At 59.1% G+C, this 22,057-nt stretch carries 15 protein-coding genes; 9 read left to right on the top strand and 6 right to left on the bottom strand.

Going from position 1 to position 22,057, the window contains the following annotated elements; genetic code table 11:
* Nucleotides 1–60: 60 nt before the first annotated feature.
* The 5 genes from CQ009_RS06850 to CQ009_RS06830 all read left to right on the top strand — a co-directional run bounded on the left by CQ009_RS06850 (nt 61) and on the right by CQ009_RS06830 (nt 4,380).
* Nucleotides 61–576: a DUF2059 domain-containing protein gene (locus CQ009_RS06850; RefSeq protein WP_064391456.1), complete on the top strand. Its 516-nt coding sequence runs from the start codon at nt 61–63 to the stop codon at nt 574–576.
* 12 nt (nt 577–588) lie between these two features.
* Nucleotides 589–888 (top strand): BolA family transcriptional regulator, encoded by a 300-nt coding sequence (locus CQ009_RS06845; protein WP_064391455.1) that lies wholly within the window; start codon nt 589–591, stop codon nt 886–888.
* A 102-nt stretch (nt 889–990) separates the two neighbouring features.
* Nucleotides 991–1,932: a rhodanese-related sulfurtransferase gene (locus tag CQ009_RS06840; RefSeq protein WP_064391454.1), complete on the top strand. Its 942-nt coding sequence runs from the start codon at nt 991–993 to the stop codon at nt 1,930–1,932.
* Between the two features lie 35 nt (nt 1,933–1,967).
* The gene (locus CQ009_RS06835) at nt 1,968–2,570 is read left to right on the top strand and encodes a DsbA family protein (protein WP_177431007.1); all 603 of its coding nucleotides are present in this window, start codon (nt 1,968–1,970) and stop codon (nt 2,568–2,570) included.
* A complete protein-coding gene (locus CQ009_RS06830; protein WP_105705254.1) occupies nt 2,563–4,380 on the top strand; it encodes an ABC transporter ATP-binding protein in 1,818 nt (605 codons plus the stop codon). Before CQ009_RS06835 ends, CQ009_RS06830 begins: the two co-directional genes overlap by 8 nt.
* Here CQ009_RS06830 and CQ009_RS06825 read toward each other — a convergent pair whose 3' ends face one another.
* Nucleotides 4,381–9,012, bottom strand: a complete 4,632-nt coding sequence (locus CQ009_RS06825) for a deaminase domain-containing protein (protein ID WP_105705253.1) — start codon at nt 9,010–9,012, stop codon at nt 4,381–4,383. It lies immediately after the preceding gene.
* A gap of 173 nt (nt 9,013–9,185) precedes the next feature.
* Here CQ009_RS06825 and CQ009_RS06820 point away from each other — a divergent pair, with 173 nt between their 5' ends.
* On the top strand, nt 9,186–11,645 hold the full coding sequence (locus CQ009_RS06820; protein ID WP_105705252.1) for an EAL domain-containing protein: 2,460 nt from the start codon (nt 9,186–9,188) through the stop codon (nt 11,643–11,645).
* Between the two features lie 79 nt (nt 11,646–11,724).
* On the top strand, nt 11,725–12,486 hold the full coding sequence (locus CQ009_RS06815; RefSeq protein WP_371920174.1) for a TenA family transcriptional regulator: 762 nt from the start codon (nt 11,725–11,727) through the stop codon (nt 12,484–12,486).
* A gap of 128 nt (nt 12,487–12,614) precedes the next feature.
* Here the strand turns inward: CQ009_RS06815 and CQ009_RS06810 are convergent, their stop codons facing one another.
* The 5 genes from CQ009_RS06810 to CQ009_RS06790 all read right to left on the bottom strand — a co-directional run bounded on the left by CQ009_RS06810 (nt 12,615) and on the right by CQ009_RS06790 (nt 17,484).
* Complete coding sequence (locus CQ009_RS06810) at nt 12,615–13,541, bottom strand: GGDEF domain-containing protein (RefSeq protein ID WP_064391448.1); 927 nt, start codon at nt 13,539–13,541, stop codon at nt 12,615–12,617.
* 361 nt (nt 13,542–13,902) lie between these two features.
* Nucleotides 13,903–14,643, bottom strand: coding sequence for a YciK family oxidoreductase (locus tag CQ009_RS06805; RefSeq protein WP_016986965.1), 741 nt, complete (start codon nt 14,641–14,643; stop codon nt 13,903–13,905).
* Nucleotides 14,644–14,717: 74 nt separating this feature from the next.
* Complete coding sequence (gene mupP, locus CQ009_RS06800) at nt 14,718–15,389, bottom strand: N-acetylmuramic acid 6-phosphate phosphatase MupP (RefSeq protein WP_105705251.1); 672 nt, start codon at nt 15,387–15,389, stop codon at nt 14,718–14,720.
* A 4-nt stretch (nt 15,390–15,393) separates the two neighbouring features.
* Entirely contained in the window at nt 15,394–16,092 is a 699-nt protein-coding gene (gene ubiG / locus CQ009_RS06795; protein ID WP_007908399.1) for a bifunctional 2-polyprenyl-6-hydroxyphenol methylase/3-demethylubiquinol 3-O-methyltransferase UbiG, read from the bottom strand.
* A gap of 57 nt (nt 16,093–16,149) precedes the next feature.
* A complete protein-coding gene (locus tag CQ009_RS06790) occupies nt 16,150–17,484 on the bottom strand; it encodes a TRZ/ATZ family hydrolase (RefSeq protein ID WP_105705250.1) in 1,335 nt (444 codons plus the stop codon).
* A gap of 108 nt (nt 17,485–17,592) precedes the next feature.
* Here CQ009_RS06790 and mtnA point away from each other — a divergent pair, with 108 nt between their 5' ends.
* Together mtnA and gyrA are read left to right on the top strand one after the other, a co-directional pair.
* Nucleotides 17,593–18,669 (top strand): S-methyl-5-thioribose-1-phosphate isomerase, encoded by a 1,077-nt coding sequence (mtnA, locus tag CQ009_RS06785; protein WP_105705249.1) that lies wholly within the window; start codon nt 17,593–17,595, stop codon nt 18,667–18,669.
* Between the two features lie 434 nt (nt 18,670–19,103).
* On the top strand, nt 19,104–21,878 hold the full coding sequence (gyrA, locus tag CQ009_RS06780; RefSeq protein WP_038364370.1) for a DNA gyrase subunit A: 2,775 nt from the start codon (nt 19,104–19,106) through the stop codon (nt 21,876–21,878).
* Nucleotides 21,879–22,057 lie beyond the last annotated feature (179 nt).

Genomic DNA, 22,057 nt, shown 5'->3' with positions numbered 1-22,057 from the left:
TTTTAGGCGCAGAATGGTCGCCCTTGGGGTTTGACCTCGCCTAGCTGAAAAGGAAACTCGATGACTCGTCTTCGTGCCATCTGCACCGCGGTTGCACTGGTTTGCGCCAGCGGCCAGGTGCTTGCCGATACCGCCAGCCACAACGCCAGTGCTGAAGCTTTTCTGACCCTGGCGCACGCTGACAAGCTGGGCACTCCGGTGTACATGCAAGTGCAGCAAATGTTCGCTCAGCGTTTCGAGCAGACCAAAGCCCCGGAAGCCAAGAAAGCCGTTCTGGAAACCTACCAGGCCAAGGCCAACGCCGCGCTCGACCAGGCCATTGGCTGGAACAAGCTGAAGCCGGACATGGTCAAGCTCTACACCACCAACTTCAGCGAATCGGAGCTGAAGGATCTGGTCGCGTTCTACCAGTCGCCACTGGGCAAGAAAGTGCTGGAAAAAATGCCGCAGCTGACGCAGCAATCGGCCCAGATGACCCAGGCCAAACTGGAAAGCGCCGTACCGGTCGTCAACAAGCTGCTCGACGACATGACCAAAGAGCTGGCTCCTGCAGCTGCACCGGCCAAGAAGAAGTAAGCGGAGTTCGTGATGACCATGCAACAACGCATCGAATCGACGCTGGCCCTGCTTCAGCCCGAACATCTGCAAGTGCTGGATGAAAGCCACATGCACAGTCGCGGGTTGCAGACGCACTACAAGGCAGTGGTGGTCAGCGCGCAGTTTGACGGCCTGAACCGGGTCAAGCGCCACCAGAAAGTCTACGGCACGCTCGGCGAGCTGATGGGCGAGTTCCATGCGTTGGCGCTGCACACCTACACCCCGCAGGAATGGGCAGAGATCGGCGCCGCTCCGGCGTCGCCAACCTGTGCCGGCGGCAGCAAGCATTAAGCTTCGGTTTTTTGCTAGAATCCGCAACGCGCCGCTCACCCGGCGCGTTTTTTTTTCAATCCGGTTCACCCTTTGCGAGGGTAGCCACCTGGAGAAATACCCATGACACAACCGATTGTCGTGGCGGCACTGTATAAGTTCGTCACCCTCGAAGATTACGTCAACCTGCGCGAGCCCCTGCTGCAAGCGATGGTCGACAACCAGATCAAAGGCACTCTGCTGATCGCCGAAGAAGGCATCAACGGCACGGTGTCCGGCACCCGCGAAGGCATCGACGGCCTGCTCGCCTGGCTGAAGAACGACCCACGCATGATCGACATCGATCACAAAGAGTCGTACTGCGACGAGCAGCCGTTCTATCGCACCAAGGTCAAACTGAAGAAAGAGATCGTCACCCTCGGTGTCGAAGGCGTCGACCCGAACAAAAAGGTCGGCACCTACGTTGATCCGCAAGACTGGAACGCGTTGATCAGCGACCCGGAAGTGCTGTTGATCGACACGCGCAACGATTACGAAGTGTCGATCGGCACCTTCGAAGGCGCCATCGATCCGAAAACCACCAGCTTTCGCGAATTTCCCGACTACATCAAAGAGCATTTCAACCCGGCCGTGCACAAGAAGGTCGCGATGTTCTGCACCGGCGGCATCCGCTGCGAAAAAGCCTCGAGCTACATGCTCGGCGAAGGCTACGAAGAGGTCTACCACCTCAAGGGCGGTATTCTGAAGTACCTCGAAGAGGTGCCGCAGGAAGAAACCAAGTGGCAGGGCGACTGCTTCGTGTTCGACAACCGCGTGACCGTGCGTCACGACCTCAGCGAAGGCGACTACGATCAATGTCATGCCTGCCGCACACCGGTCAGCGTTGAAGATCGCGCCTCCGAGCATTACGTCGCCGGCATCAGTTGCCCGCATTGCTGGGACAAACTGAGCGAGAAGACCCGGCGCAGCGCCATTGATCGGCAGAAGCAGATCGAACTGGCCAAGGCGCGCAACATGCCGCACCCGATCGGCTACAACTACAAGCAAGCATCCACCGAGGCTTAACCATGTCTTCACGTCTGCTCTATGTGATGGATCCGATGTGTTCATGGTGCTGGGGTTTTGCTCCGGTGGCCAAGGCATTGGTCGAGCAGGCGCAAGCAGCCGGGGTCGAGTTGCATCTGGTGGTTGGCGGTTTGCGCACCGGCAGCGGTTCGGCGCTGGAGCCGACCACGCGTCGCTATATTCTTGAACACTGGCAAGCGGTCACCGAGGCCACTGGCCAGCCGTTCAAGTTCGAAGGCGCGTTGCCCGACGGTTTTGTCTACGACACTGAACCGGCCTGCCGGGCGATCGTTACTGCGCGCAGTCTGGCCCCGGACTGCGCGTGGACCCTGGTCGGACTGATCCAGCAGGCGTTTTACGCTGAAGGTCGCGATGTCACCCAGGCCAGTGTGCTGGTGGCGCTGGCAGAGCAGGCCGGCGTCCCGCGTATCGAATTTGCCGCGCTGTTCGATCATGGCGATCAACACAAGGCAACCCAGGCCGATTTCAGTTGGGTGCAGGATCTGGGGATCGCCGGATTCCCGACCCTGCTCGCCGAGCGCAATGGTCAATTGGCGCTGCTGACCAACGGCTACCAACCACTCAGCGAACTCTCGCCTTTGCTCGGTCGCTGGCTGGAACGTGCGGCCTGTGTCTGACCTGGCCGATGACACGCCAGCCGTAAAGCGTGTCGACCGGCTGAGCTGGGCAGAAGTCCGGCGTCTGGCACTGCATCACAAAAAATCCCTGTGGATCGCCAACGGCGTGGCCGTGCTGGCGACGCTGTGCAGCGTGCCGATCCCGTTGCTGTTGCCGTTGCTGGTCGACGAAGTCCTGCTCGGCCACGGCGATGCAGCACTGAAAGTGATGAACCACGTGCTGCCCACGATGTGGCAGCAGGCGGCGGGTTACATCGGCCTGATGCTGGTGGTCACGCTGACTCTGCGTTGCAGCGCGTTGTGTTTTGGTGTGTTGCAGGCGCGGCTGTTTGCGCGGCTGGCCAAGGACATTGTCTATCGCATCCGCGTGCGTCTGATTGATCGGCTGAAGCGGATTTCCCTCGGTGAATACGAAAGCCTTGGCAGCGGCACGGTGACGACGCACCTGGTCACTGATCTGGATACCCTCGACAAGTTCGTCGGCGAAACCCTCAGCCGTTTTCTGGTGGCGATGCTGACCCTCGTCGGCACCGCGAGCATCCTGATGTGGATGCACTGGAAGCTGGCGCTGCTGATTCTGCTGTTCAACCCGTTGGTGATCTACGCCACGGTGCAGTTGGGCAAGCGGGTAAAACACCTGAAGAAACTCGAGAACGACAGCACGTCGCGCTTCACTCAGGCGCTGAGCGAAACCCTCGATGCGATCCAGGAAGTGCGCGCCGGTAATCGCCAGGGCTACTTCCTCGGGCGCCTCGGTCTGCGTGCGCAGGAAGTGCGCAACTACGCGGTCAACTCCCAATGGAAAACCGACGCCTCCAATCGCGCCAGCGGTCTGCTGTTCCAGTTCGGCATCGATATTTTTCGCGCGGCGGCGATGCTCACCGTGCTGTTCTCCGACCTGTCGATCGGGCAGATGCTCGCGGTGTTCAGTTACCTGTGGTTCATGATCGGCCCGGTCGAACAGTTGCTCAATCTGCAGTACGCCTACTACGCAGCCGGCGGAGCGCTGACGCGGATCAACGAGCTGCTCGCGCGTGCCGATGAGCCGCAATATCCTGGTGGCGTAGATCCGTTCAAGGGCCGCGATACCGTGGGGATCGAGGTGCAAGGACTGAGTTTTGGCTACGGCGATGAGCTGGTCCTGGACCAGATGAACCTGTCCATCGCACCCGGCGAGAAAGTGGCGATTGTCGGTGCCAGTGGCGGCGGCAAAAGTACCTTGGTGCAATTGTTGTTGGGGCTTTATACGCCACTGGCGGGAACCATCCGCTTCGGTGGTTCGACCCAGCAGGAAATCGGCCTGGAACTGGTCAGGGAGAACGTCGCCGTTGTGTTGCAACACCCGGCGCTGTTCAACGACACCGTACGTGCCAACCTGACCATGGGCCGCACCCGCAGCGACGAAGCGTGCTGGCAGGCATTGGCAGTCGCGCAGATGGAAGCGACCATTCGGGCCTTGCCGGACGGTCTCGACAGCATCGTCGGTCGCTCCGGCGTGCGCCTTTCCGGTGGTCAGCGTCAGCGTCTGGCCATTGCGCGGATGATCCTTGCCGAGCCGAAAGTGGTAATCCTCGACGAAGCCACCTCAGCCCTCGACGCTGCCACCGAGTACAACCTGCATCAGGCCATGGCACGCTTTCTCAATGGCCGCACCACGCTGATCATTGCCCATCGCCTGTCGGCGGTGAAGCAGGCGGATCGGGTGCTGGTGTTCGATGGCGGCCAAGTGGCCGAGGATGGCGACCATCAGCAACTGATTGCCGATGGTGGCTTGTACGCCAAGCTTTACGGGCATCTGCAGCGCCTGTAATCAACCCCAGAGCACTTGCAGTGCGGCGTCCCCGCCGTCATGACCGAACTGCTTCATCACCACTGAACAGGACTCGCACGGGCGCATGGTCGTGGCGATGTCGATTGCACGAATTTCCGTCGGGTCCGGGTATTTCTCGCGAATCACACTGATCAGCTTGCTTTCACTGTCCAGCGAAGTGGGGCGGCTGGTCTGTGTCGGCTGGTAGGTTTTCAGCTCCTTGATGGTCAGCGGCACCGCCAGCAGTTGACCTTGCTCGGTCACTTCCAGAGATGTGCGCGGGAAGGCAGAGTTGTAGTCGATATTGATGTAGGTAGTCTGCCCGATCCGCACATGTTCGCCGCCCATGTGCCGAAACAACGGCAGGCGCTGGGTGCTGCCCTGTGCGCCGGAGACGCTGACGTAAATTTCCCGCTGGCCGCTGGCGGTGGTGACTTCGGCGAATGCGATGTTGCGTGGGTTGACCGGGCGTTCGCGCATGGGCAGCAGGTTTTGCAACTTCTGCATCGCGCCGTCGATGCGCAATGCCGCGCTGCTATTGGCCGGGTTGATGGTCGGTGACAGAAACAGCGTGTCGAATATTTCCGCGGTTTTCAATCGAAAGGCTTCTGGCGCTTCTTTGCTGCGTGTCCACGTGGCGGCACCCTCGGGCAATCGGGTGACGATCATTCGAGTGGAGTGATCGAACATCAACGCTTCGCCCGGGCTGGTGTCGACTTTCAGCCATTTCATATTGTTCGCCGGTAGCGCACTGGTGCCGATGGGAATAGCGATCTGCTCCATGGTATGCATGGCGCGCTGCACCGCTTCGAGCCCATGGATGCGCACGATGTTGTTGGCGTGCAGCGATCCGGTGTAAACCGTCAGTAGTTCGGCGCCCAGTGTGTCGTTGGCCAGTTCGGCAGGCGACAGGCGATTGAACGTCAAACGGTTGCCCGGGATTTCTCCTTTACGGATGCTCGCCAGATAGTACTCATGGCTGTTGATCCGCAGAAAAACGTAAGAGGCCGAATCGTCGATGGCGGGGACCAGAATCGCTCCGATCTGATGCGTGTCATTGATCCCGTCATAACTCCCGCCGGTCTTTACGCGGGCGAAAATCCCTTTGCGAAATTGCAATGTTGCCTGAATCTGCTGCCTGGGTATCAGCCGGCCATTTCTGAATCCAAGGCGGGCGAGATCATCTCTGAACAGCGTCGGGCGGTTATCGAGGATTCGGTACAGCTTGGCGTCGACCGCCAGAAAGGTACCGTTTTGCCTGGCCAGCGCGGCCGGTTCCGAGATCCTGTCGCCGAACCATGGGGCGTAGCCTTTGTCTTTGTCCACCGTGCCAAGAGCTGGAGTCGGTGCCGGTTCGCCCGTGGTGTAGCTGACGCGGCAGTCGTCCTGGCGCCCAGGTGCGCGTCGCGGCCGGCAGGGTAGTAACGTCCAGTTTCGGCTGTCATCGATCAGATCGACCCGCCGCAGCTCTTCGCCGTCGAGTCGATACGGCGCGTCGTCGATCAGCACGGTGTGGTGTCCGTCAGCTTCAGGCAAGTGCTGCACACGGGTTTTTTCGGGTAGCTTGATGGTGATCTGATTGGCCGTTTTGTCCACGCCGTTGTAGCTGGAGCGCCCCAAAGCAAAATCATGCTCCTGGCGCGTCAACCGTGGGCCAAATGGACGCTCCGACAGCGGGTCCAGCACGTGATAACTGAAGTCGCTGATGGCAACGTTGCGCACCGGAACGTCATCGATGCCTTTGACCGCGGCCAATTGGTCCGAGTGGCTCAAGGGTTTCCAGCGACCGACGTCGAGTGCTTGGGGAAGACTGTGCAGCAGGTCATATTCAGCGCTTGTGCCGGCGAGGCGTTTGAGTCGCGATAATGCCTTTTTTTCCAGATGAATCACGGCCCGCACAGTGCTGGTCAACCCCTTGCCACCAAGGCTGAGCAGGGCCGGCGCGGCATCCAGGGGGTTGAGGTTGTTCAGGCTGGACAGCAATAGCTTTTTAGACAACTGCGCCATGCTTGGCAGCGCGACGCGTATGGCCATTTTGCCGGCTACGACGGCGAGACGGATGCTGCCGGCGACGAACTTGCCCAAGGGAATCGCGAACGACACGATGTCGAGGAGTATTCCAAAGATGCCCAGCGCACGTTTGCCGGGATCGTTCGATTGCAGGTCTTCGAGGCCGCCCCAGAACGGGATAAATCCCTTCAGTGCATGTATCCAGTGCTTGTTGAGGCCTTCGCGTTCGAAGCGGGTTTCTCCCCACGCTTCGCTGTACAACGCCTTCTCATCGACATACAAATGATCGGTAGCGACGAGCGCGCTGATCTGCACGGTTCTCGCCGAGGTAAACGTCAGGTTTGCCCAGGTGTTGTGGTGTGCCTCGGGAATAGCCGAAGGGGCAAGAGCGTCGCCCAGCGGGTCGAGAACGGCGAGGCAAAAAGCACCGCGCTTGGGGATCGAACCTTTCTTGTGGGCGTTCAAATCGAATGGCAGGCGGTGCAGGTGGACCCTGGCGAGGCCTTCGTCCTGGATTTTTCCGTCTTTTGGCGGAGGCCTTCGCGACAGCAGTCCGTCGAGATGCGAGACGGACACATCCCCGCGTTTGCGTATCACACCGGCGCGCGGCAGACATTCGTAAAAATGCTCAGAACCCCGATAGCTCGCGCGCAGAATAAAGCCCATGCGCGCCCGCTGCAGTTGCATGCTTTCGGGCGATTCCGAACGACCAGCGATGTTGTGGGCCTGATCCCTGAGACAGTAAGCCCTCACTTCGCCGTGCTCCAGCGCCTGGCGGTCTGCCCATGGCAGGGTGACCAATTGAGTTTTTATCAGGTACTCATAGGCATTCTTGAGCTTGCGCAGGTAACCCTTGAACTGCTTGTCGAACAACGATTTGATATCGGGCAAGGTCCTCATGTGCGGGAAGCGCGATAGCGGCTGACCAGGGCCTTTGGCGTTGATAAAGCCGCTCCTCAGCGTTCGGTCTGCCGACAGGCTGATCCATTCACTGGTGGTCTTGCCGTTATCGCTGACATACCACCGAGTGTCGGGTTCCAGCCCGCCGGATGCATAGACCTCCAGCAATGGCCAGATTGGCAACGTCACGTCGGGAGTGTCAAAGATGCTGCGCCGGGCACGGTTTGGCGGTTGATGGTGATGGCGCTTGAGGTGAATCCTGGTGTGGTCGTACAGGTCGTTGGCAAGCGCTCGATGCAATTGCTGTTTGGCCAGTGCCAGCCGTTGTGGCGGCTCGATATCCAGACACAGAATCGCTTCGTTCAGTTGCGCTTTATGATCCTCCAGCGCCTGCAGGGCGTCGTGCCCGAAAGGTTGATCGTCGTCAGTTTCGGCCGCTGGCCGTGCGCCGGTTGCCATGGCCCAAGTCTGTGCGGCCGCAACTCGGGTCAAGGTAATCACGGTCATCAGCTCGGCGTTGGCGTTTGCGCTTTTTTTCATCGGCAAGTCGATCAACTGTTGAAAGGTCATTTGTTGCAACGATTCGGGGTCGAGGGCATGCGCGAGTTGCACGCCGTGCACGAAATTGACCCAGACCGCCGAAGCCCCGTACGGCAGATCATCAGGGATACCGCGAACCTGAAAATCGAAGGGAAACTGCGCCAGGCACACCCATCCCAATAAAGCCTTTTCAGCCTGTGTCGAGGCTTGTTGCGATTCTTCCAGATGCTGGAAAAATTCCTCGCGAATGTCTGCGTAGCTTTTCCCATAGTGATGGCGTGGTTCCAGCGAATACCCGGCAACCTGCATCGAATGGCCCTGTCGGGGGACGTCGTACCACAGGCGCAATGCTTCCAGAAACAGATGCGCAGCGATGTCGGGAATCGTCTGTTCATCGGGGAGGGCGCCGTACCAACCCAGTGTTTGCAGCAGACGCTGGCCAAGGCGTTGGGCCGATGGTGTGTCGAGCAGGCGTTCCAGACAGGTTGCAGGCAGGGTTTGCAGTTGCTTGAGCGTGTAGGCAGGCGTGACTTCTCTGGCCAGGTAGTTGATCAGCGATAGCTCTTTACCGCTGACAAACGCCCCGATCACATCGTGAATAACCGCGATGTCGTCGCCGCTCATCAATGCCGCCAACTGCGGGCTGTTTGGCAGGTTCAATCGATGGCTGGCGCGTTGTTCCTCGACCTCGTCGATCAGCCGGGCCAAGCCAGAGGCATCCTTTTCGGCGGGTAGCGTAAAGCCGGAAAAACTCACAAGCTGCGCCAATGGCAGCAGCCTGTTGGAACGCAGGTGTCCACCTATACTCAGCAACGCGCGCTGGAACTGACGAATCTTGCCAGTCGTCTGGGTCACGTCCTTGATGGTGTAAACCTCATCACCGTCATCACCCCTGGAAGTGGTGAAGCGGCAATGATTGGCCGCAGCGCTGACGTAGGTGAGTCCCTTCGATGCTTGCAGCTGCCGGGTCAGCAGTGGGTCGCCGGCGTCCTCGATCAGCGCAAGAAACAGGCGTTGCGCATGATCGTGTGCCAGGCCGAGGCGAGAATGGGCTTGCGGCGACAGGTAAAAGCTCTCCAGCGAGGTGGCTGCGCTGTGCACAGCACGCATCGCCGCGATCATTGCGCGGTATTCGGCCTGTTGAGCGGTGTGGCGTTGCTGCGGGGTTACCGGTAAGTTCATGGGGAGCGGCTCAGAAGTGTTCGATGGCCGTCAGTGTCGAAGTATTCTGTGCTCTCGGTGCGGTACATATGTATCGCGAGTTGAAGTGTCCTGCTTGCCGGAAGGGGGATCGCCCCCTAGGCTAGGTTAGCGATCTCCTCTTTGATGATGGCAGTGCGTGCGCAAAGGACCTCATGAAGCAAAAAAGGACTCTCGGAACGCCACGGTTGTTGGGCATCGTCTGGCCATTTATTGCCGTCGTGCTGTTTCAGGCATTGTTGGGGGGCGTGAGTCTTTACGTTCTGTCGGCCGTTCGCGGTTATGTCGCTGGCGAAAGTCTGTGGTCCAAGGGCCAGAAAGACGCGATCTATTACCTCAACCTGTATGCCGACAGCCGCGACGAAGCGATATACCTCAAGTATCAGACTGCGATTGCCGTGCCGCAGGGCGGGCATCAATTGCGTCTGGCGCTGGATCACCAGCCACCGGATTTGCAGGCCGCGCGCGATGGCATCCTCAAGGGCGGCAATCACCCGGATGACGTTTCGAGCCTGATCTGGCTGTACCTCAACTTTCGTCATTTCAGCTATCTGGAAACCGCCATCGACCGCTGGACGCTGGGCGATGCGTATCTGGTCGAACTGGACAATGTCGCCCGCGAAATGCACCAGTACATCAGAGAGAACAGCGCGACACCGGCCGACATCCAGCGCTGGAAGGCACGGATTTTCGCCATCAATGACGGCGTCACGCCGGCAGCCATGGCCTTTAGCGACGCGTTGGGTGAAGGCTCGCGGATGATCCTGCGCTTGCTGTTGTTCACCAATCTGGCCACGGCGCTGGGCCTGATTGTGTTGGCGTTGCTGCGTACGCATAAATTGCTCAAGCAGCGCCATGCCTTTGCCCAGGCACTGCAACTGGAAAAGGATCGGGCACACGTCACGTTGCATTCGATTGGCGACGGCGTCATCACCACCGATGTCAGCGGCGCGATTGATTACATGAACCCTGCCGCTGAAGCCATGACCCACTGGAAGGCTGAACAAGCCGCCGGCCTGCCGCTGGCCGCGCTGTTCAATTTGCTCGACGATAATGCCCAGGCTGAGGGGCTGACGCTGATCGAACACATTCTCAGCGGCAAACTCAGTGGTGGCAGCGAACATTCGAAACTGATCCAGCGTCTGGATGGCACGACGTTGTCGGTGACGCTGGTCGGTGCGCCGATCCGCAACGCCGGCAAGGTCAGCGGCACGGTGCTGGTGCTGCATGACATGACTCAGGAACGGCAATACATCGCCAATCTGTCGTGGCAGGCCACCCATGACGCGTTGACCGGGCTGGCCAACCGTCGCGAGTTCGAATATCGCCTGGAGCAGGCGTTGCACAATCTCACGCGCCATGCCGGACGACATGCGTTGATGTTCCTCGACCTCGATCAATTCAAACTGGTCAACGACACCTGTGGTCACGCTGCGGGCGATGAACTGTTGCGGCACATCTGCACGCTGCTGCAATCAGGACTGCGCGAGGGCGATACGCTGGCGCGGCTTGGCGGTGATGAGTTCGGCATTCTGCTGGAGAACTGCGCACCGGAGGCGGCGGAGAAAATCGCCGAAGCGCTGCGCCAGACTGTGCAGAATCTGCATTTTGTCTGGAAAGGGCGGCCATTCCTGACCACGGTGAGTATTGGTCTGGTACATGTTGCGCAGACCCCGACGACCCTTGAGGCCTCACTGCGCGCTGCCGACATGGCCTGCTACATGGCCAAGGAAAAGGGCCGTAACCGCGTGCAGGTTTACCACGCCGACGATTCCGAGCTGTCGCTGCGCTTTGGTGAAATGGCTTGGGTGCAGCGTCTGCACATGGCGCTGGAAGAAGACCGCTTTTGTCTGTACGCCCAGGAAATCGCGCCACTCAAGCCGAGTGACAGCAAGGGCGGGCACATCGAAATTCTCTTGCGTCTGCACGACGAAGCCGGGCGAATGATTCTGCCTGACAGTTTCATTCCTGCTGCTGAACGTTATGGGTTGATGAGTCAGCTGGACCGTTGGGTAGTTCAGAACGTATTCAAGGTTATTGCTCAATGTATTGCGCAAGAACATGAAGGTCCTTTAGCAATGTGTGCGATTAATCTGTCAGGCATTACTATAGGAGATGACGCGTTTTTGCACTTTCTGCGCGAGCAGTTTGTTAACTACGCAATACCGCCTGAAATGATTTGTTTTGAAATTACAGAAACCAGTGCAATTGCAAATCTTGGGAGTGCAATTAGATTTATTAATGAACTCAAAGGCTTAGGTTGCTACTTTTCGTTAGATGATTTTTGCGCCGGAATGTCTTCATTCGCTTATCTGAAACATTTGCCTGTAGACTTCCTGAAGATCGACGGGAGTTTCGTAAAGGATATGCTGGACGACCCGATTAACCGCGCAATGGTCGAAGTGATCAATCACATCGGGCATGTCATGGGTAAGCAGACAATTGCCGAGTTTGTTGAAACAACCCAGATCGAGCAGGCATTGCTTGAAATTGGTGTGGATTACGCTCAAGGGTATGTTATAGAACGCCCACAGTTGTTTACCTGTGACAGTTTGCAAAGTCGGCCCGCCAGACCGCAGCCGCTGTTGTTCAAGGCGCCTGGCACGTTCCGTTGAAGTCTCTTGCCGATCCTTACAATCACAAATCAAAAGGAGCCGAACAGTGATCGACACATTCAACCGAACCGGACCACTCATGGAAGCTGCAAGTTATCCCGCCTGGGCACAACAGTTGATCCAGGATTGCAGCGAGAGCAAACGCCGGGTTGTCGAACATGAGTTGTACATGCGCATGCGTGATAACAAGCTCAGTGCCAAAACCATGCGTCAGTACTTGATCGGCGGCTGGCCGGTCGTCGAACAGTTCGCCTTGTACATGGCGCAGAACCTGACCAAAACCAGGTTTGCCCGTCACCCCGGTGAGGACATGGCGCGCCGCTGGCTGATGCGCAATATCCGCGTTGAGCTCAACCATGCCGATTACTGGGTGCATTGGAGTCGCGCACATGGCGTCAGCCTGGAAGACCTTCAGGCCCAGCACGTGCCGCCCGAGCTGCATGCCTTGAGTCATTGGTGCTGGCACACCAGTTCAGCTGACTCTTTGATCGTCGCGATCGCTGCCACCAACTATGCAATCGAAGGCGCGACCGGGGAGTGGTCGGCGCTGGTCTGTTCCACTGGAGTGTATGCTGCAGCGTTTCCCGAGGAGGAGCGCAAGCGGGCGATGAAATGGCTGAAGATGCATGCACAATACGACGATGCCCATCCATGGGAAGCGCTGGAAATCATTTGCACGCTGGCCGGTATGAACCCGAGCAAGGCTTTGCAGAGCGAGCTGCGTCAGGCGGTGTGCAAGAGCTACGACTACATGTATCTTTTTCTGGAGCGTTGCATGCAACTGGAAACGTCGGAGCGCTTGTTGGTCAACCGAGAGCGCAGGGCGGTAGTCGAGAGCTGATACACCGCGTAAAAATGTAGGAGTGAGCCTGCTCGCGATAGCGGACTGTCGGTCAACATCAGTGTTGAATGTCAGATCGTCATCGCGAGCAGGCTCACTCCTACAGTAGTTTTGGGGTGTCTGGAAAGTCAGCCCGCCATGGCCAACCGGTTGCGACCTTCACGCTTGGCCACATACAGCGCGCTGTCGGCGCGGCGCAGCAAGCTGTCGGCCGATTCGCCCGGCAACAACGTCGAACATCCCAGGCTCACAGTCAATTCGATCAACTGCCCATCCGCATAGTATTCCGCTGCCTGCGTCGCATAACGCAACCGTTCGCCGACCATTGCGGCCGCATCCCGGCTGGTATTGGACAGCAGCACCAGAAACTCTTCGCCACCGTAACGAAACACCATGTCGACGTTGCGCAACTGCGCCTTGATTGTCGCGGCGATGGCCTTAAGTACGTCATCGCCGGCGCTGTGACCATGGCTGTCGTTGACCCGTTTGAAGTGATCGATGTCGAGCATCAGCACCGAGAGCGGCTGCACATGCCGACGCGACATATCGATCTCGCGCTGCAAGGTCTGCTCCATGGCGATGCGGTTACCGGCGCCGGTCAACGGATCACGCAGGGCGCTCTGCGTGGCGGCGCGGTAGAGCAGGGCATTGCGCATCGGGTACAGCAGCGACGACAACAGCGATTCAAGGTTGCCCTGATCCAGTTCGTTGAAGCGCTGGTTGCGGCGGAATATCAGTTCGCCCATGTGCTCGCCTTCGTGGCTGAGGCTATAGCTGATCGAATGGTGACCGCGAGTGCCGAACTCCAGGCGCAGGTCGCTGCCCTGGTGCACATAGCTCAGGGCATCGAGCGGGACAAGGCGCTGAACTTCGCGGAAAAACAGACCGAGGATGCGTTGCGGCTCAAGACTGGTTTGCAGTTGCAGGCTCATTTGCTGGCGCAATTGCGCAAGACTGGCCGGTCGCTCCAGGAGGGGAGGCAGTTGACCAAAGCCCAGGCGTTGCAATTTGGCACTGTCAAAGTCAATTGCATTGGTCTGGGAGGGTGATTTCATATGGCGTGAACCCTTAGCGGTAAGTCTGTCTTACAGGCTGGGTGAGAGCGGCTATGGGCTGCGCGTCATACTGATCCATCAGTCCCGTAGGACGTTTGGCGTAAGTTTAGTCTGCCTGATGACGATTAGTAAGCTATCGAAATCGGCCTCGCCCCATTGCCTTCACGCGGCTTGCTTTGAAGAAAATTAGAGCGAAAGTCGTGCCATTCGGTTCGTTTTTATTTAAACCTTGTTAAATCAATGGTTTGGCTTAGAGGGTGGGCGGTGGGTGCTGGAAAATTGACTGGATTGTGACGCTCTCAAGCGGCAAATGCCTGCCGCGACAGGAATCTGCCGCGGCAACAAATGCGACGTATGGCAGTTATTGCGCGTTGAATGCCTGACCATTGATGCCGGTGCTGTCCGGGCCCATCAGGTACAGGTATACCGGCATGATTTCTTCCGGCGTCGGATTGTTCAGCGGGTTTTCTCCCGGATAGGCCTGGGCACGCATGCTGGTGCGCGTACCACCCGGGTTGATGCTGTTCGAGCGCACTGGCGCCACACCATCGACTTCATCGGCCAGGGTTTGCATCAAGCCTTCGGTGGCAAACTTCGACACGCCATAAGCGCCCCAATAAGCGCGGCCCTTGCGCCCGACGCTGCTGGAGGTGAACACCACCGATGCATCCTGCGACAGCTTGAGCAGCGGCAGCAGGGTGCTGGTCAGCATGAACATGGCGTTGACGTTGACCTGCATGACGCGCATGAAGTTTTCGCCGGACAACTGCTCGATCGGTGTGCGCGGGCCGATGATCGAGGCGTTGTGCAGCAGGCCGTCGAGATGGCCGAACTCGGTCTCGATCATTGCCGCCAGTTCATCGTATTGATGAGGCAGGGCGGTTTCGAGGTTGAACGGGATGACTGCCGGTTGCGGATGCCCGGCGGCTTCGATCTCGTCATAGATCTGGGTCAGATTGGCTTCTGTCTTGCCCAGCAGCAAAACGGTGGCGCCATGAGCGGCGTAGGTTTTTGCGGCGGCCGCGCCGATGCCACGACCGGCACCGGTGACCAGAATGACCCGATCCTTGAGCAATTCGGGACGAGCGGAGTAATCAAACATAAAAACCTCATTAAGAGTCAGATCGTTCCCACGCTCCGCGTGGGAATGCAGCCAATGACGCTCTGCGTCAGGTTTCAGCAGCTGCAAAGCACGCTATCGAGCACCTTGCGCAACTCCGACGGATGATCCACCACCACGTCCGCGCCCCAATGGCGTGGGTTGTCGTCCGGGTGAATGTAGCCAAACGTCACCGCAGCGGTTTTCGTACCGGCATCGCGCCCCGATTCGATATCGCGCAGATCATCGCCCACAAACAGAACTGTCGACGGATCCAGATCAAGCATTTTGCAGGCAAGGATCAACGGCTCAGGATCCGGCTTGCTGTTCTTCACATGATCCGGGCAGATCAGCAGTGCCGAACGCTCGGCCAGCCCCAACTGCTGCATGATCGGTTCGGCAAAGCGCAGCGGCTTGTTGGTCACCACGCCCCAGATCAGGTTGGCCTTCTCGATGTCGGCGAGCAGTTCGCCCATGCCGTCGAACAATTTACTGTGCACGGCGCAGCCGACCAGATAGCGCTCGAGGAACTCCAGGCGCAGTTCTTCGAAACCCGGCGATTCCGGATCCATCGAAAACGTCACCGCGACCATGGCTTTGGCGCCGCCGGAAATCTCGTCGCGAATGTGCTTGTCGTTGATCGGCGGCAAGCCACGATCAGCGCGCATTGCCTGGCAGATGGCGATGAAGTCCGGCGCCGTGTCGAGCAGGGTGCCGTCCATGTCGAAGAGAACTGCTCTGATGGCCATCGGCTTACTCCTCGCGCAGGGTCTGGATCATGTAGTTGACGTCAACGTCGTTGGCCAGCTTGTAGTGCTTGGTCAGCGGGTTGTAGGTCAGGCCGATGATGTCCTTGACGGTCAGGCCGGCCATGCGGCTCCAGGCACCGAGTTCGGACGGGCGGATGAATTTCTTGAAGTCATGGGTGCCGCGCGGCAGCAGCTTCATGATGTATTCAGCGCCGATGATGGCGAACAGGTACGCCTTCGGGTTGCGGTTGATGGTCGAGAAGAACACCTGGCCGCCGGGCTTGACCATGCGGAAGCAGGCGCGGATGACCGACGATGGATCGGGCACGTGCTCGAGCATCTCGAGGCAGGTCACCACGTCGAACTGCTCGGGCATTTCTTCGGCCAGGGCTTCGGCGGTGATCTGGCGGTATTCGACGCTGACGCCGGATTCCAGCTGATGCAGTTGCGCGACCGCCAGCGGCGCTTCGCCCATGTCGATGCCCATCACGGTGGCGCCACGCTGGGCCATGGCTTCGCTGAGAATGCCGCCGCCGCAACCGACGTCGAGGACTTTCTTGCCGGCCAGATTGACCCGTTCATCAATCCAGTTGACCCGCAACGGGTTGATGTCGTGCAGCGGTTTGAACTCGCTTTCGCGGTCCCACCAGCGATGGGCCAGGGCTTCGAATTTGGCGATTTCGGCGTGGTCGACGTTGCTCATGTTAAATCCTCTGAAACTTGAAAAAGGCTGTAGCCCCGGTTTTGCGCTCCGGAGTGTTTACGATTCGGTGTGGCCGCTGATGCGCTGGCCCCAGGCCCGGGCAGTGGCGCCCAATTGCTCTTCGTCCATGCGCGTCAGGCGCCGGTCGTCGAGCAGTTGCTTGCCAGCGACCCACAGGTGTTTCACGCAGTCGCGTCCGGTGGCATAAATAAGCTGCGAAACCGGGTCATAGACCGGTTGCTGAGCCAGCCCGGACAGGTCGAAGGCGACGATGTCGGCGGCTTTGCCAATTTCCAGCGAGCCGACCTGTGCTTCGATGCCCAGTGCCCGTGCGCCATTCAATGTCGCCATGCGTAGCGCACGATGGGCGTCCAGCGCGGTGGCTGAACCGGCGACGGCTTTGGCCAGCAGCGCGGCGGTGCGGGTTTCGCCAAGCAGATCCAGATCATTGTTGCTGGCAGCGCCATCGGTACCGACGGCGACATTCACGCCAGCCTGCCACAAACGCTCGACCGGGCAGAAGCCGCTGGCCAGTTTGAGGTTGGATTCCGGGCAATGGATCACGCTGGTGTTGCTTTCTACCAGCAACGCCAGGTCGTCATCGCTGATCTGGGTCATGTGCACGGCCTGGAAACGCGGGCCAAGCAGGCCGAGGCGACCAAGGCGAGCGAGCGGACGTTCGCCGTGTTGCTCCAGTGCTTGCTGGACTTCGAACGCCGTTTCGTGGACATGCATGTGGATCGCTGCGTCCAGCTCCTCGGCAATTACGCGGATTTTCTCGAGATTCTCGTCGCCGACGGTGTACGGTGCATGAGGGCCGAAGGTGATCTTGATGCGGTCGTGATGCTTCAGGTCGCCGAACAGCTCGACGCCCTGACGAATGGCTTCATCGGCGCTGGCGGCGCCGGGAATCGGAAAGTCGAGGATCGGAATGGCGATCTGTGCACGAATGCCGCTGTTGTGCACGCGCTCGCTGGCGACTTTCGGGAAGAAATACATGTCCGAAAAACAGGTGATGCCACCCTTGATCTGCTCGGCGATGGCCAGATCGGTGCCATCACGGACAAAATCTTCGCTGACCCATTTCGCTTCGGCCGGCCAGATGTGGTTTTCCAGCCAGGTCATCAGCGGCAGATCGTCGGCCAGGCCACGGAACAGCGTCATCGCCGCGTGGCCGTGGGCGTTGATCAGGCCGGGGGCGAGTAGCACATCCGGCAGTTCGCGGACTTCGGTGGCGTTACACTTCAATGCTTCGGCACGCGGGCCGATAAACACGATGCGACCGTCGCGGATGCCCAGGCCATGCTCCTTGAGCACAACGCCTGCGGGTTCGACGGGTACCAGCCAGGTCGGCAGCAATAATAAGTCGAGCGCAATGGCAGGTTTCGGCATCGAGGGTCGGTTCCAGTGCTTTTGTAAAGGATGGCGAAGTATACCCGAGCGTCTTCGCGGGGGGATCGCTATAATCGGCGGCTTTTGTTCATGAGTGCGGGGTGTGGGATGCGCGATCGACTGTTGGCTGCGGAAAAAGTGAAGGCCATCGATTGGCGTGACGGCGCGCTGCACCTGCTGGATCAGCGTATTTTGCCGTTCGAGGAAACCTGGATCGCCTACACCAGCGCCGCTGGCGTGGCCGAGGCCATTCGCTCGATGGTAGTGCGCGGTGCGCCGGCCATTGGCATCAGTGCAGCCTACGGCATCGTGCTGGCAGCACGTGCGCGGATTGCCGAAGGTGGCGACTGGTACGCGGCGCTGGAAGAGGATTTCGCCCTGCTGGCCGATTCTCGCCCGACCGCAGTCAACCTGTTCTGGGCGCTCGGCCGTATGCATGATCGCCTCGATCGCCTGAAAGAAAACGCCGATCCGCTGGCGGCGCTGGAAGCCGAAGCCGTCGCCATCCACGAAAGCGACCGTGAAGCCAACCTGACCATGGCGCAGCTCGGCGTAGACCTGATCCGCAAACATCAGGGCAATGCTCAGGCGATTCTGACCCACTGCAATACTGGCGCGTTGGCCACCGGTGGTTTCGGTACGGCACTGGGCGTTATTCGCGCAGCCTTTATAGAAGGCATGGTCGAGCGCGTTTACGCCGATGAAACCCGTCCGTGGCTGCAAGGCTCGCGCCTGACCGCGTGGGAGCTGGCCAACGAAGGTATCCCGGTAACGCTCAATGCCGACTCCGCCGCCGCGCACATCATGAAAACCAAAGGCGTGACCTGGGTGATCGTCGGCGCTGACCGCATCACCGCCAACGGTGATGTGGCGAACAAGATCGGCACCTATCAACTGGCGGTCAACGCCATGCACCACGGCGTGCGCTTCATGGTGGTGGCACCGAGTTCGACCATCGACATGAACCTGGCCAGCGGCGACGACATCCCGATCGAAGAACGTGATGGCGCCGAGCTGCTGGAAGTCGGCGGCAAGCGCGTCGGTGCCGACGTTGAAGCGTTCAACCCGGTTTTTGACGTGACGCCGGCCGACCTTATCGACGCGATCGTCACAGAGAAAGGCATCGTCGAGCGCCCGGATACCGCCAAAATGGCCCAGTTGATGTGCCGCAAACGCCTGCACTAATGCGGTGATACTCAATGTAGGAGATGCCGAAGGCTGCGATCTTTTGATCTTGCTTTTTAGAGGGCAGAATCAAAAGATCGCAGCCTTCGGCAGCTCCTACAGGTGTTTGTACCCCTAAATGTCAATAAACATCCCCAAACCAAGCCTGAATTCTGCATTCAAACAAGCTCTGAGCCTCTCTCGTCCCCGTTAAGCCTGTCACCGGTCAACTAACTATGCTCCATGCGCATCTGGGGGATAGGTGCGTGGCGGCCTTTGTGATAACATCCGGCGTTTTCCGAGGCAGCTTCACGAAGCTGTCTTTACTGCGCAAATCCGCGATCCAATGTTGATTTGTCGTAAGTCGGCGCATGGCACTCGGCCGGCCCCGACGAGCTTCGTTGCTCCCACATGGATATGACGAAGTTTCACCAGAAAAAGGAATCAGGCTTCTCATGGGCGAACTGGCCAAAGAAATCCTCCCGGTCAATATCGAAGACGAGCTGAAACAGTCCTACCTCGACTACGCGATGAGCGTAATCGTCGGCCGTGCACTGCCGGATGCGCGCGATGGCCTCAAGCCCGTGCACCGTCGCGTACTGTTCGCGATGAGCGAGCTGGGCAACGACTTCAACAAGCCGTACAAGAAATCTGCCCGTGTTGTCGGCGACGTGATCGGTAAGTATCACCCGCACGGTGACACCGCCGTGTACGACACCATCGTTCGTATGGCTCAGCCTTTCTCCCTGCGCTACCTGCTGGTAGACGGTCAGGGCAACTTCGGTTCGGTCGACGGCGACAACGCTGCGGCCATGCGATACACCGAAGTGCGCATGACCAAACTGGCGCACGAGCTGCTGGCTGACCTGCACAAAGAAACCGTGGACTGGGTGCCGAACTACGACGGCACCGAAATGATCCCGGCGGTCATGCCGACCCGTATCCCGAACCTGCTGGTCAACGGCTCCAGCGGTATCGCCGTGGGCATGGCGACCAACATTCCGCCGCACAACCTCGGTGAAGTCATCGACGGTTGTCTGGCGCTCATCGACAACCCTGAGCTGACCGTCGATGAACTGATGCAATACATCCCGGGTCCGGACTTCCCGACCGCGGCGATCATCAACGGTCGCGCCGGCATCATCGAAGCCTACCGCACCGGTCGCGGGCGCATTTACATGCGTGCGCGTTCGATCATTGAAGACATCGACAAGGTCGGTGGCCGTCAGCAGATCGTCATCACCGAACTCCCTTACCAGCTGAACAAGGCGCGTCTGATCGAGAAGATCGCCGAGCTGGTCAAAGAGAAGAAGCTGGAAGGCATTACCGAACTGCGCGACGAGTCCGACAAGGACGGTATGCGCGTCGTGATCGAACTGCGTCGCGGCGAAGTGCCTGAGGTCATCCTCAACAACCTCTACGCCCAGACCCAGCTGCAATCGGTTTTCGGCATCAACATCGTTGCGCTGATCGACGGCCGTCCACGCATCCTGAACCTCAAGGATCTGCTGGAAGCCTTCGTTCGTCACCGTCGCGAAGTCGTCACCCGCCGTACCGTGTTCGAACTGCGCAAGGCGCGCGAGCGTGGCCACATCCTCGAAGGCCAGGCCGTTGCCCTGTCGAACATCGACCCGGTTATCGCCCTGATCAAGGCCTCGCCGACGCCGTCGGAAGCTAAAGAAGCGCTGGTCAGCACGCCGTGGGAATCTTCGGCCGTAGTGGCGATGGTTGAACGTGCCGGTGCTGATTCGTGCCGTCCGGAAAACCTCGATCCGCAATACGGTCTGCGCGAAGGCAAGTACTTCCTCTCGCCAGAACAGGCGCAAGCCATTCTGGAGCTGCGTCTGCACCGTCTGACCGGTCTGGAACACGAAAAACTGCTGGCCGAGTATCAAGAGATTCTCAACCAGATCGGCGAGCTGATCCGCATCCTCAACAGCGCTGTGCGCCTGATGGAAGTGATCCGCGAAGAGCTGGAAGTGATTCGTGCCGAATACGGCGACCAGCGTCGCACCGAAATCCTTGATGCCCGTCTCGACCTGACCCTGGGTGACATGATCCCGGAAGAAGAGCGCGTCGTGACCATCTCCCACGGTGGCTACGCCAAGACCCAGCCATTGGCTGCGTACCAGGCTCAGCGTCGTGGCGGTAAAGGCAAATCGGCGACCGGCGTCAAGGATGAGGACTACATCGCTCACCTGCTGGTTGCCAACAGCCACACCACGCTCCTGCTGTTCTCCAGCAAGGGCAAGGTGTACTGGCTCAAGACCTACGAGATTCCGGAAGCGTCCCGCGCCGCCCGTGGTCGTCCGCTGGTCAACCTGTTGCCGTTGAGCGAGGGTGAATACATCACCACCATGCTGCCGGTCGATCTCGAAGCCATGAAGCGTCAGGCTGATGAAGAAGAAGCCGAAGGCGCCGAGGCTGATGTAGAAGAAATCGAAAACAGCAACGAGACCGACGAAGAGCGTCGTGCCCGTATCAAGGCTGCCGATCGCAAGAAAGCGCCGTTCATCTTCATGTCGACCGCCAACGGTACCGTGAAGAAGACTCCGCTGGTGGCCTTCAGCCGTCAGCGCAGCGTCGGTCTGATCGCGCTGGAGCTGGACGAAGGCGACATCCTGATCTCCGCTGCCATCACCGATGGCGAGCAGGAAATCATGCTGTTCTCCGACGGCGGCAAAGTGACTCGCTTCAAGGAATCCGAAGTTCGCGCCATGGGCCGTACCGCCCGCGGTGTGCGTGGCATGCGTCTGCCGGAAGGGCAGAAGCTGATCTCCATGCTGATTCCGGAAGAAGGCAGCGAGATTCTCACCGCTTCCGAGCGCGGCTACGGCAAGCGCACGGCGATCACCGAGTTCCCTGAATACAAGCGTGGCGGTCAGGGCGTAATCGCCATGGTCAGCAACGAGCGTAACGGCCGTCTGGTCGGCGCGGTTCAGGTGCAGGACGGTGAAGAGATCATGCTGATCTCTGATCAGGGCACCCTGGTGCGTACCCGTGTCGACGAAGTGTCGAGCCTGGGCCGTAACACTCAAGGTGTGACGCTGATCAAGCTGGCCAAGGATGAAACCCTGGTCGGGCTGGAGCGGGTTCAGGAGCCTTCGGAAGTTGAAGGTGAAGAGCTTGAAGGGGAAGAGGGCGAGGAATTCGAAGGTACTGTCGTAAACGACGATGCCGGTGAAGACCAGCAACTCGACGCCGCAGCAGACGAAGAACCGCAAGAATAAGCGGGCAAACGAGGGGGCGGATGAGAATTCGCCCCCTTGTTATTTGTCCGGTATGAAATTTCGACATCATGGAGATCCCCTGTGGGAGCGAGCCTGCTCGCGAATGCAGGCGCTGCGGTAACTCTGACGCACCGCGGTGATGCATTCGCGAGCAGGCTCGCTCCCACAGGGCCGTGTTG

Source organism: Pseudomonas sp. MYb2 (genome assembly GCF_002979955.1).
Lineage (GTDB): Bacteria > Pseudomonadota > Gammaproteobacteria > Pseudomonadales > Pseudomonadaceae > Aquipseudomonas.
This window is presented reverse-complemented; position numbering and strand designations above follow the sequence as displayed.

Bases quoted from the DNA above. Each gene is read 5' to 3' on its own strand.
- CQ009_RS06850 (WP_064391456.1), top strand. From the start codon at position 61: ATGACTCGTCTTCGTGCCATCTGCACCGCGGTTGCACTGGTTTGCGCC.
- CQ009_RS06845 (WP_064391455.1), top strand. From the start codon at position 589: ATGACCATGCAACAACGCATCGAATCGACGCTGGCCCTGCTTCAGCCC.
- CQ009_RS06840 (WP_064391454.1), top strand. From the start codon at position 991: ATGACACAACCGATTGTCGTGGCGGCACTGTATAAGTTCGTCACCCTC.
- CQ009_RS06835 (WP_177431007.1), top strand. From the start codon at position 1,968: ATGTGTTCATGGTGCTGGGGTTTTGCTCCGGTGGCCAAGGCATTGGTC.
- CQ009_RS06825 (WP_105705253.1), bottom strand. From the start codon at position 9,012: ATGAACTTACCGGTAACCCCGCAGCAACGCCACACCGCTCAACAGGCC.
- CQ009_RS06820 (WP_105705252.1), top strand. From the start codon at position 9,186: ATGAAGCAAAAAAGGACTCTCGGAACGCCACGGTTGTTGGGCATCGTC.
- CQ009_RS06815 (WP_371920174.1), top strand. From the start codon at position 11,725: ATGGAAGCTGCAAGTTATCCCGCCTGGGCACAACAGTTGATCCAGGAT.
- CQ009_RS06810 (WP_064391448.1), bottom strand. From the start codon at position 13,541: ATGAAATCACCCTCCCAGACCAATGCAATTGACTTTGACAGTGCCAAA.
- CQ009_RS06805 (WP_016986965.1), bottom strand. From the start codon at position 14,643: ATGTTTGATTACTCCGCTCGTCCCGAATTGCTCAAGGATCGGGTCATT.
- mupP (WP_105705251.1), bottom strand. From the start codon at position 15,389: ATGGCCATCAGAGCAGTTCTCTTCGACATGGACGGCACCCTGCTCGAC.
- ubiG (WP_007908399.1), bottom strand. From the start codon at position 16,092: ATGAGCAACGTCGACCACGCCGAAATCGCCAAATTCGAAGCCCTGGCC.
- CQ009_RS06790 (WP_105705250.1), bottom strand. From the start codon at position 17,484: ATGCCGAAACCTGCCATTGCGCTCGACTTATTATTGCTGCCGACCTGG.
- mtnA (WP_105705249.1), top strand. From the start codon at position 17,593: ATGCGCGATCGACTGTTGGCTGCGGAAAAAGTGAAGGCCATCGATTGG.
- gyrA (WP_038364370.1), top strand. From the start codon at position 19,104: ATGGGCGAACTGGCCAAAGAAATCCTCCCGGTCAATATCGAAGACGAG.